Genomic DNA, 15,690 nt, shown 5'->3' with positions numbered 1-15,690 from the left:
GCGATGGTGGACAGTCCCGTGACCAGATCAGACTTCGAGCCAGAGACGATCGTCGACGCCGTACGGCGCGCGGTGGGAACCCCCAATGGAATCCTCGGCCTGCACGAACCGGTATTTGCCGGCAACGAGGTCGCCTATCTCGAAGAGTGCATCAAAAGCACCTTCGTCTCTTCGGTCGGCCCGTTCGTCGACCGGTTCGAGCGCATGCTCGAGGAAATCACCGGCGCCAAGCGCGCGGTTGCCGTCGTCAATGGCACGGCCGCGCTGCATGCCTGCTTCCGCCTCGCGGGCGTCGAGCCCGGCGACGAGGTCATCTCGCCGGCGCTGACCTTCATCGCGACGACGAACGCGATCGCCTATTGCGGGGCTGTGCCGCACTTCGTCGACAGCTCGTTCGAAACGCTCGGCATGGACGCGGGTGCGCTCGCGGTGCGCCTGGACGCGGTCGCGCAGAAGACCGCGACCGGCACCATCAATCGCGAGACTGGCCGCCGCATCGCGGCGATCGCTCCGATGCACACGTTCGGGCACCCCGTCGATCTGGATGCGATCGCCGCCCTCGCGGACGAGTGGAGCATCGCGCTGGTGGAAGACGCCGCGGAGTCGCTCGGATCGACCTACAAGGGCCACGCGGTGGGATCGCGGGCGCGCCTCGCGGCCCTCAGCTTCAACGGCAACAAGATCGTCACCACAGGCGGCGGGGGAGCCATCCTCACCAATGACGAGGAACTGGGACGCCGTGCCAAGCATCTGACGACGACGGCAAAGCTGCCGCACAAATGGGCCTTCATCCATGACGAGGTCGGCTTCAACTATCGCCTGCCCAATTTGAACGCCGCGCTCGGCTGCGCGCAGCTCGAGCAGCTCGACGGGTTCCTGGCGAGCAAGCGCCGGTTGGCCGCGGCCTATGAGCGCGTCTTCGTGAGTGTGCCCGGCGTCCGCTTCTCGCGGGAGCCGAAGGACACCACGAGCAATTACTGGCTCAATGCGATCCTGCTCGACGAGGTCCATGCCGGCCGGCGCGACGACGTGCTCGCCGCGCTGAACGACGCCGGCTTCGGCGCGCGCCCGGCCTGGACGTTGATGCACCGCTTGCCGATGTTCGCGCAAAACCCGCGTGGCGATCTCGGCACCGCCGAATCGATCGAGCGCCGCCTGATCAACCTTCCCTCCAGCGCCAGCATCCGGGCCCGCGATGAGTGAACCAAGCCGAAAGATCTGCTTCGTCACGGGCAGCCGCGCCGATTTCGGCCTCATCATCTGGCCAATGCGGGCGATCCGGGAAACGCCCGGCTTGACGCTTCAGCTCGTCGCCACCGGCATGCATCTGTCGCCCGAGTTCGGCTATACCATCGACAACATCCGGGACGAAGGTTTTGAGGTCGACGAAAGCGTCGAGACACTGCTTTCGAGCGATTCCGGGGTCGGCGTCTCCAAGTCGGTCGGCCTTGGCGTGATCGGATTTGCTGACGCCTTCGCCCGGCTGAAGCCGGACCTCGTCGTCGTGCTCGGCGACCGCTACGAGACCTTTGCGGCGGCGCAGGCCGCGATGTTCATGCGGCTGCCGATGGCGCATCTGTTCGGCGGCGACGTGACCGAAGGTGCGATCGACGAGGCCATCCGCCACGCCATCACCAAGATGTCGCACCTGCATTTTGCCACCAACGCCGACTCGGCGCGGCGGTTGGCCCGGCTCGGCGAGGACCCGGCACGCATCTTCACCGTGGGCTCGCCCGGCATCGATTCGATCAAGCGCCTCAAGCTGATGGATCGCGAGACCATCGGCCGCGAGGTCGGGATGACGCTCGGCAAGCGCAATGTCCTGGTCACGTTCCATCCTGTTACGGTCGAGATGGACCGTTCGGTCGGCGCGCTGGATGAATTGTTCGCATCGCTCGCCGCGCTCGATCCGGAATTCAGCCTGTTCTTCACGCTTGCGAATGCCGATGCGGAAGGCCGCGCGCTCAACGAGCGGATCAAGGCCTTCGTCGCCGGTCGGGCGAACGCCATCGCGGTCGCCTCCCTCGGCCAACTTCGCTACATCAGCCTGATGAACCAGGCCGATGTCGTCGTCGGCAATTCGTCGAGCGGCATCTATGAAGCGCCCTCGCTCAACGTTCCGACGGTCGACATCGGCGACCGGCAGAAGGGACGTGAGCGCGCCGCCTCCGTGTTCCACGCCGCGCCCGATCGCACATCGATCTCGAAGGCGATCGCCGACGCGCTCGCGCGCGGACGGCAGCCGACGGTCAGTCCCTACGGCGACGGCGAGACCAGTCGCCGCGTCGCCGACAAGATTGCGGCGATTGCCGATTTCAACACCCTGCTGAAGAAGGGTTTTTACGACGGCGAGGCCGCGACATGACGCGCACGCTCATCATCGCCGAGGCCGGCGTCAATCATTCCGGCAGCCTGGAAACGGCCCTCGCCCTCGTCGATGCGGCCGCCGATGCCGGCGCCGACATCGTCAAGTTCCAGACCTTCAACGCCAACTCGCTCGCCGGCAAGCGCGCGCGCAAGGCCGATTACCAGCAGCGCACGACGGACGCCGCCGAGAGTCAGCAGGCGATGCTGAAGCGGCTCGAACTGCCGCATGCGGCGCATCCGCCGCTGATCGCCCGCGCCAGGGAGCGCGGTATTGAATTCTTGTCGACGCCGTTCGATCATCAGTCGCTGAATTTCCTGCTCACGCTGGGCCTCCCCCGGATCAAGATCGGCTCGGGGGACCTCACCAATGCGCCGCTGCTGCATGCGATCGCGCGCGCGGACATGCCGCTGATCCTGTCGACCGGCATGGCGACGCTGATCGAGGTCGAGGAGGCGCTGGGCGTGCTTGCGCACGGCTACGGCCGCAGCAACACGCCGCCCGGTCTTGCGGCCTTCCGCGCCGCATGGCGGGACGGCGAAGCCCGCACCCGATTGTCCGAGCGGGTCAGCCTGCTCCACTGCACCACCGAATATCCCTGCCCGTCCGAGGACGTGAACCTTGCGGCGATGCAGACGATGCGGACCGCCTTCCAGCTTCCGGTCGGCTATTCCGACCATACTGACGGTATCGAGATCTCGCTGGCGGCGGTGGCGATGAGCGCCACGATCATCGAGAAGCACCTCACCCTCGACCGTAACGCCGAGGGGCCGGATCATGCGGCATCCCTCGAGCCCGGCGATTTCAAGCGCATGGTCTCCGCCATCCGTCGCATCGAGCAGGCGCGTGGCGACGGCATCAAGACGCCCAGGAATTCCGAGATCAAGAACATCGACATCGCCCGCAAGAGCATCGTGGCCGCGCGCGCGCTGAAGATCGGCGACGTGCTTGCGCCCGAGGATCTCACCTGCAAGCGACCAGGGTCCGGCCGGCCGCCGATCGAATATTGGTCGCTGATCGGCACCACGGTCACCCGTCCTTATGACGAGGAAGAGCCGCTATGAGGATCGGCTATTTCGGCGACGGCGTCTGGGCACAACGCGCCTTCGCCCGACTGATCGACGATCCCCGCTACACCATCGCCTTCGTCGCGGTGCGCGCGTCCCGGCCCGATTCGACGCTTCTCGCGCTCGCGGAGGCCAAGGGCATTCCTGTGCTGAAGCCTGCGGCCGTCAATGCGCCGGAGAGCCTTGCCGAGATCGCGGCCTTTGCGGCCGAGCTTCACGTCTCGATGTCCTATGACCAGATCCTCCGCGAGACCATTCTGGCGCTGCCGCCGCGTGGCACGCTCAATTGTCATGCCGGCGCGCTGCCGTTCTATCGCGGCCGCAATCCGCTGACCTGGGCGCTGATCAACGGCGAGGCCGAGTTCGGCATCACGGTTCACTGGGTCGATCTCGGCATCGACACCGGCGACATCGTGCGGCAGATCAAGGTGCCGATCTCCGCAACCGACACCTATGCAACGCTGCTCGAGATAGCCGAGACGCTTTGCGCCGATACGCTCGTCGAGGCGATCTCCGACGTCTATCACGGCACCGACAAGCGCATCATGCAGTCGACGATCGATCCGGTCGGCCTTTATTGCTGCCGACGCAGGCCGGGCGACGAGGAGATCGATTGGTCATCCGGCAGCGTCGCGCTCGAGCGTTTCGTCCGCGCACTGGTGCCGCCCGGCCCCGGCGCGCGCACGATCTGGAAAGATAGGTCCTACGCCCTCGTTGCAGCCGAGCTGATCCCGGGCGCGCGATCCTATGTCGGTGCGCCCGGCGAGGTAATCGGCAGGGACAATGGCGGCATCCTGGTCAAGACCGGCGACAGCTTCATTCGGATCACGCGCTGGGCGCCGGTCGGAACCGACGGCACCCTAGGCGCGGCGCTCGTTCCGACCGCAACGCGGGGCAGCCGCTTGGGCCGAAACCTCACAGCCGCCTTGGCGCAGGCCGAGGCGAAATTAGCGGCTCTGGAGATCAAACTGGGGCTCGGCCGCAGGGATTGACGTCCCCGTTCGCAGCCGCGATATAGCAGCTTTCTGATCGGGTGAGCGCCGTCTCGGGCGCAGCCGCGAGGTCCATCACCATGAAGTCCTGGCAAAAGGCCATCGTCGGAACGGAAGCCACGGTGAGCGAGGCCATTGCCGCCATCGAGAGCGGCAGCATCCAGATTGCGTTGGTCCTCGACAACGGCAGACTCGCTGGCATTGTCACCGACGGCGATATCAGGCGCGGGCTGTTGCGCGGCATCCCGCTGACCGGCCGCGCGATCGACATGATGAACGCCAGCCCGGTCTCGGCTTCCGTCGCCCTGCCCCGCGACGAACGCCTGCGCCTGATGCGGCAGAGATCGATCAAGCAGCTTCCACTGCTCGATGCCAACGGCAACGTCATCGGCGTCGAAACCTTCGACGAGCTGCTCGAAGCGCCGCAATACGAAAATCCGGTGCTGATCATGGCCGGTGGTCTGGGCGAGCGGTTGGGCGCGCTGACGCGCGAAATGCCGAAGCCAATGCTTCACGTCGGTGGCCGCCCACTGATCGAGACCATCGTGCGCAACTTCGTTCAGCAGGGATTTCGGAACATCTTCATCTCGGTGAACTATAAGGCCGAGTTGATCCAGAACCATTTCGGCGACGGCACCAGCTTCGGCGCAACGATCCGCTACATCCATGAAACCGAGCGTCTCGGCACCGCAGGCGCGCTCGGACTGTTTCCCTCGACGCCCGACCTGCCGCTCGTCGTGACCAATGGCGATATCCTGACGACCATCAATTACGGCGCGCTGGTCGACTTCCACAATGCAACGCCGGCCGAGGCGACGATGGCGGTGCGCGAGCACAAGGTTCACGTCCCCTACGGCGTCGTCACCGCAACCGAAGGATATCTCCAGGTCATCCGGGAAAAACCGACCGAGAGCTGGTTCGTGAGCGCCGGAATCTACGTCATTGGTCCCACCGTCTTCCGGCTCGTCGACCGCGACGTCAGGGTCGACATGCCGGCGGTTCTGGAGCGCGTGGTCGCGAACGAGGGCCGCGTCGCGGTGTATCCGATCCGGGAGTACTGGCTCGACATCGGCCGGGTCGAAGATTTCGAGCAGGCGCATGCCGAGTTTCACGAGGTCTTCCAGTGAGCGCACGCACCGCGGTGGTCGCAGGCCTGGGTTCGATCGGAACGCGCCATGCGCGCATCCTCGCTGAACTCGGCCTTGCGGTCTCAACGGTCAGCCGCCGGGGCGGCGGCGATCACCGCAGCCTCAGCGAGGCGCTTTCGCGCGGCCAGGTCGACTATGTCGTCATCGCCACCGAGACGGCACAGCACGTCCACGCCTTGCGCGAGCTTGCAGAGGCGGGTTTTCAAGGGACCGTTCTGGTCGAGAAGCCGATGCTCGCAAGGCCCGAGCCGCTGCCAGCCCTCCCCTTCGCAAAGCTGTTCGTCGCCTACAATCTGCGCTTCCATCCGGTGATGGTCGCGCTCTTCCGGCGGCTCGAGGGACGCTCCGCTATCACGGTCTCGGCCTATGTCGGACAGGACATCAGGGATTGGCGGCCCGGTCGCGACCACCGCGATACCGCTTCCTCGACGGTTGCCGCCGGAGGCGGCGTGCTGCGTGACCTGAGCCATGAGCTCGACTATCTGCTCTGGCTGTTCGGGCCGTGGCAACGCGTGGCTGCGCTCGGCGGGGCCTCTGGCGCGCGCGATCTCGAGGTCGAAGACCACCTCGCACTGCTGATGGAGATGGCGCGGGCACAGGTCGTGCAGGTTCATCTCGACTATCTTGACCGCGCCGGCCTGCGCCGGATCCGCATCAATCTCGCCGACGAGACGATCGAAGCCGATCTCGTTGGCGGCGCCCTGATCGTCAATGGCGTCGCCACGCCCTGCGCGAGCGAACGTGACACGAGTTATCGGGCAATGCATCAGGCCGCGCTGAGCGGCAGCGACCCGGTCTGCTCGCTCGCCGAAGGCATTGCCGTTGTGGACCTGATCGACGCCAGCGAGCGCGCCCTGCATTCGAAGAGCTGGATTTTCGCATGAGCCTGTTATGTACGATGTGCGCGCGTGGCGGTTCGAAAGGCGTCGCCGGCAAGAATGGCCGCACTCTTCTCGGCAAGCCGCTGCTGGCCTGGAGCATCGCCCAGGCGCGCGAGACCGGCCTGTTCGCGACAATCGCCTTCAGCAGCGATTCCGACGCGCTCCTGGACGCGGCGATGCATGCCGGCGCCGACCTCGCGGTCAAGCGCCCCGATGATATGGCGAGCGACACCGCGCCGAAAATCCCGGCGATCCGTCACTGCCTCGAACAAGCGATGGCGCGGACCGGGCAGACCCCCGACATCTTCGTCGATCTCGATGTCACCTCGCCGCTGCGGCTGGCTTCCGACATCGTCGGAGCAGTGGACTTGTTGCGCTCGTCCGGGGCGCGCAGCGTCATCACGGGTGCCTCCGCCCGTCGGTCGCCCTATTTCAATCTGGTCGAGGAACGCCGCGACGGCACGGTGGGCCTGTCGAAGACCGCCGATCCGCCGATCGTGCGCCGCCAGGACAGCCCGCGCTGCTTCGACATGAACGCATCGATCTATGTCTGGAACGTCGCGGCTTTCCGCGACGATCCGCGCGTATTCTATCCGGACACCCGCCTGTTCGAGATGCCGGAAGAACGTTCGGTCGACATCGATTCCGAGATCGACTTCGCGCTGGTGGAGCTGTTGCTCCGCAAGCGGCAGGCCCAGCAAGGGACATCATCATGATGACGAGCTTCAAGGCGCTGTTCGATCTCACGGGACGGACCGCCGTCGTCACCGGCGGCTGCGGTATTCTCGGTCGTCGCTTTGTCGAGGGCCTTGCCGAGTTCGGCGCCAATGTCGCGATCGTCGATCTCGATCAGGCCGCGACCGACGCGGCGGCGGCCGACGTCGCCTCACGCCATCCCGTCCGCGCCAGAGGCTACGGTTGCGACATCACGAACCCCGATGCGGTGCGCAACGCGGCCGATGCGATCGAAGCCGACCTTGGACCGGCCTCGATCCTTCTCAACAACGCCGCCAGCAAGACCCGCGACATCGATGCCTTCTTCGCCCCGGTCGAGAAATTCTCCCAGGAGACGTGGCGCGAGATCATGTCGGTCAATCTCGACGGCATGTTCAACGTCGCGCAAGTGTTCGGCACCGGGATGGCCGAGCGCGGCTACGGCGCCATCGTGCAGACCGCCTCGATCTACGGATTGATGGCGCCCGACCAGCGCATCTACGAGGGCTCCGAATATCTCGGCCGCGCCATCAACACGCCCGCGGTCTACACGGCGTCGAAAGCCGGTGTGATTGGCCTGACCAAGCACCTCGCGACCTACTGGGCAGCGAAAGGCGTTCGCGTCAATACCCTCACCCCGGGCGGGGTGGAGAGCGGGCAGAACGAGACCTTCAAGGCGCGCTATGGTGCCCGCATTCCGCTCGGCCGCATGGCGCGTGCGGACGAGATGGTGGGGACGATGCTGTTCCTGGTGTCGGATGCGGCCTCCTACGTGACCGGCCAGAACATCGCCGTCGACGGCGGTCTGAGCGCCTGGTGAGTTGGCTCATGCCATGCTGAAGCGCCTCGTCCAGAACACCGTTGTATCCGCGATCGTCTTCGGACTGGTCGCGATACTCGGCGTCGTGGTCATTCCAATTATCATCCAGACCTGGGGTGTCGCCGAGTTCGGAATCATCGTTCTCACACGGCTGTTCCTGCCCTCCGGCCTGATCGGCGTGCTGGACTTCGGCCTGTCTGAAGTGACTACGCAGGTGGTCGCACGCGCCAGGGAACATCGCGACCGTCGTCTGGGCGGCAGCCAGATCCTGCTGTTGACGCTGATGTCGGTGCTCCTCGGTATCGCGATGAGCCTCGTCATATGGTTCGCTGCTCCGCTGATCGTCACCCAGTTCAAGATCGCGCCCGCGGATACCGCCAGCTTCAACAACATGCTGCTCGCGACCGCGGCGAGCAACCTGCTGATGTTTCCCGCGCTCGTCTGGGAAGGCATCGTCAAGGGTTTCGAGCGCTACGGGCTGTTGCGGATTTGCGAACTTCTGACGACTGGTCTCTATGTCGGCGCGGTCATCTACGCCGCAAGATCCGGGCAACCTTACGAGGTGGTCACCTACTGCTACCTTGTCAGCAGCTTGCTGCGCGCGCTCATCCTGCTCGGCGCCTCGGTCGCCGCGCTCAGCCGGACGCGGGTCAGGGCAGCCCGTCCCGCGCCAGGCGTCACGCGTGAAATCCTGCTTCGATGCCTCCTCGTGATGCAGGGCAAGCTGATCGGCGGCATCGTCGCACCGATCCAGCCGTTCCTGATCGGTCTCTATATCGGCCCGCAAGCCGTCGGCGTCTACGATACGCTGCTCAGAATCCCTCGCCTTGCGAAAGTGGTGACGAGCCTGCTGACGGCAGCGCTGCTCCCGGTCGTGAGCAGGCTTGATCAGCGCAACGATCCGGCTCAATTCAACCGGTTCGGCGAGGCAGGCATCATGCTGCTTCCGGTCGTTGCCGTGACGCCCTGCGTCGCTGCGGCGGTCATGTCGCCTGCAATCATGCATGTCTGGATCGGGCCGCAGATCGCTCCCTTTGCACCCTGGATGGGGGTCGCATTCATCGTCACGATCTGCTCGCAATACGTGATGTTCGGAAACACGGTGTTCTTGACGCGCACCAAGGTCCAGGCGCGCCTGAACATGCTGATGATGCTCCATCTGGTCATCTGGGCCGTAATCACCTTTGCCGCCGTGCCCCTGCTGGCGGAGAGAGCGTTCATCCTGGGGCAGTCTTGCGCGCTCGCCGCCATCCTGCCGTGGCAACTCGCCACCTTCGTGAGGGAACTGGACATCAACGGGAAACGGTTCCGGCTGGCCCTCGCGATGCATTGGGTTATCTTGCTGCTTGGCGCCCTGCTGCTTGCCGGGGTCCTGCACTTTGCGCCTGACCCCGGGATCGCGACCCTTGCATTCCTCATGACCGGCTTTTGCGTTGCCGCGTGGGCCGCCCAATATTTCCTGGTTCTGACCCGTCAACAGCGCACGGCGATCAACAGTCTCGCGCGGTCTCTTTTCGGCGGAAAAACTGCCTTTCCGGCCGCACTTTAGGATAGCAAAGGTCATGCCCGGGCGCTAAAGAGGCTTGTTTCATGCAATCGAGCAAGCTCCATGACCGCCATCGATGCAGGTGCCAAGACTCCGAAGCACGCGAAGATTAGCCAATTCCGCCGCCTGCTGTGGCACGTCAACCGCACCGATCTCGGATGGGCGGTGAAGGCAGCTCTGACCGCTCTGCAATTGCCTGCACGCGCAAAACGTGTCGCGCTCCTGAAGCAGCTTCCAACGAGGCCCGAATGGACCGAGGCGAGTCGTAAGCTCGCCGAGGACGGTTATGTCGACGTATCCCGGCTGGTTGATCGGAGCCTCGCGGAAGCCGTTGCATCGTCGGCCGACGCCAAGGTGAAACGCCTCAACGAGCTGGTCGGCCAGCAGAAGGAGGGGCACAAATCGTTCTGGGTCAGCCTGCTCGACGAGGATCTCGTCGGCGGCGCCTTTGCGACCGACCATCCGTTCGTGCGCTACGCCCTGCAGCCGGCTGCGCTGCGCATCGTCGGCGACTTCATGCGCGACCTGCCGCAATTGTCGGACGTGCTACTGACCCTGTCGCAACCGACTCCGAACCAGGCGTTGAGCTACTCGCAGCTGTGGCATCTCGATCACGACGACAAGCGTGTCTGCAAGCTCTTCATCTATCTGACGGACGTGCAGAACACCGCCGACGGTCCTTTCACTTTCATTCCGGCCGGTCCGTCGAAGCCGTTCCGCAACACACTCAAGAGCCACATGAGCGACGCGCAGGTGTTCGGCAAAACCGGTCCCGACGCGGTCAAGGAAATGATCGCGCCCCGCCTGTCGGCCTTCATCGTCAACACCGCACGCTGCCTGCACATGGGAAGCCGGATCCAGTCGGATCACAGTCGTCTGCTGTACACGGCGACCTATATCCAGCAGCCGCGCATCTATCCCGAACCGCCGACGCGCTTCCGCGCTGTCGGCGCCCTGACGGAGCTCGAGCGCACCGTGATGCGGCTCTGACACGGACCTGCCGGGAGCTGACATCTTGCGCATAGGCCTGGTGGTCGATCACCCCAAGCGTGACCTGCCGGGAGCAGTCATGCTCGGCTATCAACTCGCGCGGCGCGGCGTCTCGGTCGCGCTGGTGCCGATGTACGAGCAGGCCGTCGACGTCCCGCGGCTCGGGCTGGACGCACTGGTCGCCAACTATGCACGCCCGGTCAATCTCGACCTGATGCGCAGCTTTGCCAAAGCCGGGCTCGCGCTCTACGTGCTCGATACCGAAGGCGGTGTGCTCGCGGAAAAGGGCGGCAATTCACCACCGGCGATGGCCGCACACATCAAGACCAGCGGTTACGCCGACATCCTGGCGGGCTATTTCTTCTGGGGCAGCCGGCTGCATGACGCCTTCCGAACAGCCGGAACGATGCCTCCGGAGCAGCTTCACCTCACCGGATGCCCGCGCTTCGATTTTGCGGCCCCGCGCTGGCGCGCGCTGCTCGACGGCGAACCGCGCGGCTACCTGCTCGTCAACGCCAACTTCCCGCTGGTCAATTCGCGCTTCACCGGCAAGCCTGGCGGCGAGCGCGAGGCGATGGTGCGGTCCGGCTGGGATGGCGCCTATGTGGATCGCTTCATCGGCGACCTGAGGCAGGTCTTCGCCAACTATCTCGCCGAGATCGATCGCCTCGCCGCAGCGCGGCCCGACCGCAACATTCTGGTGCGTCCGCATCCCTTCGAGAGCGAGGAGGTCTATCGCAACGCGCTCTCGCGCCACGCCAACGTCCTGATCGACGGCACCGGCAGCGTGCTCGACCGCATCCGCAATGCGGCTGCAGTCGTTCATCTCAACTGCGGCACGGCCGTCGAATCGGTATTGCTCGGAAAGCTGCCGCTCCAGCTCGAATATCTGAACACGCCGATCACCGCCGGCCATGCCGCGCTGCCCGCGCGCGTGAGCCGGCAGGTCGCCTCGTTCGATGAGCTACTCGGCGCAATCGATCACATCGAGCGCGAGACCGAGACCTTCGATTTCGCCGGCGTTCATGCTGCCGATGTCGAGGCCTTCTTCCATCTCAATGACGGGCAGGCGGCCGAGCGTGTCGCCGACGTTCTGACCCGCGCAACGACTTCGCGCCGGCCTTACGTTTCACTGCTTGCGACCGTGAAGGGCACGCGCCCCAAGCCGAGCCTCGGCCAGATCGTCAAGGGCGTCGCCAGCGCCGCGCTCGGCTCGGCTGTCACCGAGCGGCTGCGCAGCCAGTTCAATCCGGCCCGGCGCGACAAGCGGATCGAGCCGACCCACGTCAAGTCCCTGCTTCAACGCATCGCAAGCCATGAGCGCGTGAACCCGTCGCAATTTACGGCAAGACGCGCGCATTGCGCGACGACGGGCCTGCCGCTCGCGAGCATTGCGATCGAACACGCCCAATAGACGCATGCCCATTGCAACCACGATTCTCATCACCACTCTTGCCGAATACCAGACCCGCTTCTGGATTCCGGTCGCGCAGCGGTTGCGCGCGGCGGGACATGACGTCGAGCTGCTTGCCTTCGACGATCGCAGCGCCGAGATGTCGGTCGCCGAAGGCGTGCCGGTCACGAACATGTATCGCGAGGGCCTCAAAGCCGGCCCCTCGCCCGACGATCGCAAGGCGTTCGATACGCGCGTCGCCTCCTACGGGCTCGACGGCACCAATTTCCTGTTCAGCCATGAGCGCTTTACCTTCGGCATCCACGACACGGGCGCGCTATGCCGGCGCTTCATGATCTATGCCAATGCCATGGAGGCGGTGCTCGACCGGTTGGAGGGGCAAGGCAAGCGCACCGAACTGGTCCAGGAGCTCGGCGGCTTCCTGTCCGTCATCGCAAGTTTCTACGCCGCCCGGCGCAGGGACATCCGCAACTGGTTCATCGAGCCATCGTTCTTTCGCGGCCGGATGTATTTCACGCCGGACAGCTTTGCCGCACCCGACGTGATGGCAAAACCGGCGGATGCGGTGTCCGCCGATGTGCGCGCCTATCTGGACGAGACGCTGACGCAACGCGCGATCGTCATCCCCAAGAAGGATCAGCACCACTATTCGGCGGCATTCAAGAAGGTCGTCAATGTGCGCAACGCCCATCGTCTCGCCGAGAAGCTCTGGGACCAGTTCGCGCTCGGCAAGCACCAGGAGTTCGGACACAATCTGCGCCACGCCCGCGTGCACGCTGCCATGGCGGTCAACGCGACGCGGCTGCGCAGGCTCTACCGGCCGCTCCCCGACGCGCCCTTCGTCTACTACCCCTTCCACGTTCCGGCCGACATGGCGCTGACGCTGCGCTCGCCGGACTATCTCGACCAAGTCGCGACCGTCGACTTCCTGTTGCGCACGATCCCGGATTCGCATGTCCTCGTGGTGAAGGAACATCCCGCCCAGATCGGCGCGATCTCGGCCGCCCGCCTGTTCGAGCTCGCGCGCCGGTTCGACAATTTCGTGCTGCTGCCGCCGCAGACCAACAATTACACCGTGCTCAATCGCGCCGATGCCGTCGTCTCCGTCAACAGCAAGTCGGGTGCCGAGGCACTGCTGCTCGGCAAGCCGGTCGTGGTGATGGGCGATGCATTCTACCGCTCCTGCCCGCTGGTGCATGCGGTCGACCGTCTGGCCGACGTGCCCGCACGGCTGCGCGAGGCACTCTCCGCCGGACCATTCGACCCCGCCAGGGGTACGCCCTATTTCGAGTCCGCCTGGCGACGGTCTTATCCGGGCGAGCTCTATATCAGCGATCCCAAGCTGCTCGACACGTTTGCGGCCTCCTTGCGCGCCGCAATGGCCGAACCGGCCCGTGCGAACTGAACGGACCCGTCATGCCGCTCGTCTCGATCATCACACCGTCATGGAACGTCGAAGGCCTGATCGGGGAGACGATCCGTTCGGTACAGAGCCAGACATTCGCCGATTGGGAGCTCCTGATCGCCGACGACTGCTCGACCGACAACACGCCGGGCATCGTTGCGGCGATCGGCGAGCGCGATCCGCGCGTCAAGCTGATCCGGCAGGCCAAAAATGGCGGCCCGGCGCTCGCGCGCCAGGCGTCGATCGATGCAGCACAGGGCCGCTATCTCGCCTTCCTCGACAGCGACGATCTGTGGCTGCCCGAGAAGCTCGAGCGGCAACTCGCGTTCGCTCGGCAGAAGCGCGCTGCCCTCAGCTATACCGCCTTCCGCCGCATCAACGAGACCAACACGGTAACGGGTCGGCTGATCGAGGTGCCGGTTTCGCTCAGCTATGGCCAGCTCCTGGAGAACACCGCGATCGCGACGCTGACCGCGATGGTCGACCGCGAGATCGCAGGTCCCATCGCGATGAAGAACGAAGGCTATGACGATTTCTGCCTCTGGCTCTCGATCCTCAAGCGAGGCCACGCCGCATACGGTCTCAACGAGGACCTTGCGCGCTATCGCGTCAGGGGATCCTCGGTCTCCAGCCGCCCGGTGCGGTCGGCAAAATGGGTCTGGCAGATCTACCGCAACGTCGAACACCTATCGCTGATCAGGTCAGCCTGGTGTTTCGCGCATTGGGGTGCGCGGGCCTGGCTGAAGCGGCGCGAATTCTAGCAACGCTCGGCCCCCGCCGCGCAGCCACGTGCAACGGCCGGAATTGAACATTGCGACCGCAGCGGGTTGTCTCTAATCTGCCGGGGATCTCAGGGGGCTTTGCGTGTACAATCAAGGTGTTATTCCACTGGCAGCGCGTCCCCTCGCCGACCGCCGGGCTCGGATGGTCTGGGCGCTGTGCAGCGTGGCTCCCGCAATTTTTCTGCTGTGTCTGTTTGCACTGACCCTGCTCAGCGCGCCCGAACATGACGATTTCTGCTTCGCGGAGCTGTATGCGCGCCACGGCTTCGTCCACACCGTATCGCACTTCTATCATTCACAATCCGGCCGGGTCCTGGCCCTGTGGCTGACCCAGGTTCCGCCGGCAATCTCTGCCGCGACGGGTGTCAGCCTGTTATCGGCCTATTCAGCAACGATGGCGGCGAATGCAGGGCTGTTTCTGGCCGCGACGGCTCTCGCCATGGTCCGCGCCTGGCCGCGCACCGGCGCTCTCCAATTGAGCTTCCTCACACTTGCGTTTGCGAGCGCCGTCGTCGGCGCGGCGCCGAGCGTACGGGACCTGCTCTATTGGCTGTCGTCCGTGACCTGCTACGTCCCGTCGGCTCTGATCACCATTCTGATCCTCGGGGAGTGCATCCGCGCGCTGGACGGGCAGACGGGTTTCTCGTGGTTGCTCACCCTCTCGATGGCGCTGAGCGGATTCGCGGCGGCGCTGGGCAACGAGTTCACCGGCCCCTGGCTCCTTCTGATCGTCTCGGTATCACTGGGCGCGCGCCATCTCTTCGGCCAGCCGCGCCAGATCGTGCAACACACCCTGATCGCGGCAGCCATCGCGGTCGCTTGGATCATCGTTGTATCCGCCAGCGGCAACAGCGCGCGCATGGAACAGCTCCCGAACAGCGGGCATATGATCTGGTCCATTTTTCAGGCGCTTCTCGATTCGCTCGACGGTCTCGGTCGCTTCCTTCGAGAGCCAGCCATCGTCGTCTGGCTCGCCGCTGTCGGCCTCATTGCATTGGTCGAGCCTGACCCGGCGCCCCAAGCGCCGCAAAAGAGCAAGGCCTTGGCTCTCGGCACGATCGCGATCTGCCTGGCGTGCTGCTATTTCGTATATTTTGCTCATCGCTATGCGACGGGGATGCGGCTGGTCGAAAGGGCGCAGAACCCAGCATTGATCCTGCTGCTGTTCGGATCGACGCTGGGCGTCAAGCTGTTCGTCGGCGCCTACCGCCCGCAATTGCGCGAACGCTTTGCGGCGGGCATGTTTCGCGGCCTGCTCGGCCCGGTCGGGATGCCTGCGAGTCTGACGCTCCTCACGGTCGCCTCGCTCTGCCTGAGTTCAACGGCATTCCAGCTGCGCGCACAGTGGCAGGGCCTGTACCCGTACTGGCGCGAGAGCGCCGAACGGCACGCCGTGCTGACAACGAGCCCCGAGCCGGTGATCGTAATTCCCCGGCACAAATGGACGCCTCCTCTGCTGATGACCGCCGATGTGACAGCCAACGCCGACAGGTTGCCTAACGACTGCATCGCCAGATATTACCACAAGTCCGCCGTCTACGCCGCCGACACGTCGCGGTGACCACT

14 protein-coding genes are annotated in these 15,690 nt (G+C 64.9%); all 14 read left to right on the top strand.

Features of this window, described 5'->3' with window-relative positions; translation table 11 throughout:
- Positions 1-18 precede the first annotated feature (18 nt).
- The 14 genes from NLM27_RS05975 to NLM27_RS05910 all read left to right on the top strand — a co-directional run bounded on the left by NLM27_RS05975 (position 19) and on the right by NLM27_RS05910 (position 15,685).
- On the top strand, positions 19-1,203 hold the full coding sequence (locus tag NLM27_RS05975) for a LegC family aminotransferase (RefSeq protein WP_254142469.1): 1,185 nt from the start codon (positions 19-21) through the stop codon (positions 1,201-1,203).
- A complete protein-coding gene (neuC, locus tag NLM27_RS05970; RefSeq protein WP_254142468.1) occupies positions 1,196-2,365 on the top strand; it encodes a UDP-N-acetylglucosamine 2-epimerase in 1,170 nt (389 codons plus the stop codon). Before NLM27_RS05975 ends, neuC begins: the two co-directional genes overlap by 8 nt.
- Positions 2,362-3,429 (top strand): N-acetylneuraminate synthase, encoded by a 1,068-nt coding sequence (gene neuB / locus NLM27_RS05965; RefSeq protein WP_254142467.1) that lies wholly within the window; start codon positions 2,362-2,364, stop codon positions 3,427-3,429. The genes neuC and neuB overlap by 4 nt, the downstream gene beginning before the upstream one ends.
- Positions 3,426-4,424 (top strand): methionyl-tRNA formyltransferase, encoded by a 999-nt coding sequence (locus NLM27_RS05960; protein WP_254142466.1) that lies wholly within the window; start codon positions 3,426-3,428, stop codon positions 4,422-4,424. Before neuB ends, NLM27_RS05960 begins: the two co-directional genes overlap by 4 nt.
- Positions 4,425-4,504: 80 nt before the next feature.
- Entirely contained in the window at positions 4,505-5,551 is a 1,047-nt protein-coding gene (locus tag NLM27_RS05955) for a nucleotidyltransferase family protein (protein ID WP_254142465.1), read from the top strand.
- The gene (locus tag NLM27_RS05950; protein WP_254142464.1) at positions 5,548-6,456 is read left to right on the top strand and encodes a Gfo/Idh/MocA family oxidoreductase; all 909 of its coding nucleotides are present in this window, start codon (positions 5,548-5,550) and stop codon (positions 6,454-6,456) included. Before NLM27_RS05955 ends, NLM27_RS05950 begins: the two co-directional genes overlap by 4 nt.
- A complete protein-coding gene (locus NLM27_RS05945; RefSeq protein ID WP_254142463.1) occupies positions 6,453-7,169 on the top strand; it encodes a cytidylyltransferase domain-containing protein in 717 nt (238 codons plus the stop codon). The genes NLM27_RS05950 and NLM27_RS05945 overlap by 4 nt, the downstream gene beginning before the upstream one ends.
- Complete coding sequence (locus NLM27_RS05940) at positions 7,166-7,987, top strand: SDR family oxidoreductase (protein WP_254142462.1); 822 nt, start codon at positions 7,166-7,168, stop codon at positions 7,985-7,987. The genes NLM27_RS05945 and NLM27_RS05940 overlap by 4 nt, the downstream gene beginning before the upstream one ends.
- 13 nt (positions 7,988-8,000) lie before the next feature.
- A complete protein-coding gene (locus tag NLM27_RS05935) occupies positions 8,001-9,536 on the top strand; it encodes a hypothetical protein (RefSeq protein WP_254142461.1) in 1,536 nt (511 codons plus the stop codon).
- 60 nt (positions 9,537-9,596) lie between these two features.
- Positions 9,597-10,523: a hypothetical protein gene (locus NLM27_RS05930; protein ID WP_254142460.1), complete on the top strand. Its 927-nt coding sequence runs from the start codon at positions 9,597-9,599 to the stop codon at positions 10,521-10,523.
- Between the two features lie 25 nt (positions 10,524-10,548).
- Positions 10,549-11,937 carry a surface carbohydrate biosynthesis protein gene (locus NLM27_RS05925; protein WP_254142459.1) on the top strand — a complete coding sequence of 463 codons (1,389 nt, stop codon included), beginning with the start codon at positions 10,549-10,551 and terminating at the stop codon, positions 11,935-11,937.
- A 4-nt stretch (positions 11,938-11,941) separates the two neighbouring features.
- Positions 11,942-13,342, top strand: a complete 1,401-nt coding sequence (locus NLM27_RS05920) for a capsule biosynthesis protein (RefSeq protein ID WP_254142458.1) — start codon at positions 11,942-11,944, stop codon at positions 13,340-13,342.
- A gap of 11 nt (positions 13,343-13,353) precedes the next feature.
- Complete coding sequence (locus tag NLM27_RS05915) at positions 13,354-14,103, top strand: glycosyltransferase family 2 protein (RefSeq protein WP_254142457.1); 750 nt, start codon at positions 13,354-13,356, stop codon at positions 14,101-14,103.
- A 103-nt stretch (positions 14,104-14,206) separates the two neighbouring features.
- Positions 14,207-15,685, top strand: a complete 1,479-nt coding sequence (locus NLM27_RS05910) for a DUF6056 family protein (protein WP_254142456.1) — start codon at positions 14,207-14,209, stop codon at positions 15,683-15,685.
- Positions 15,686-15,690: the final 5 nt, after the last annotated feature.

Origin of the sequence: Bradyrhizobium sp. CCGB12, from assembly GCF_024199845.1 — a bacterium.
Taxonomy (GTDB): domain Bacteria; phylum Pseudomonadota; class Alphaproteobacteria; order Rhizobiales; family Xanthobacteraceae; genus Bradyrhizobium.
This window is presented reverse-complemented; position numbering and strand designations above follow the sequence as displayed.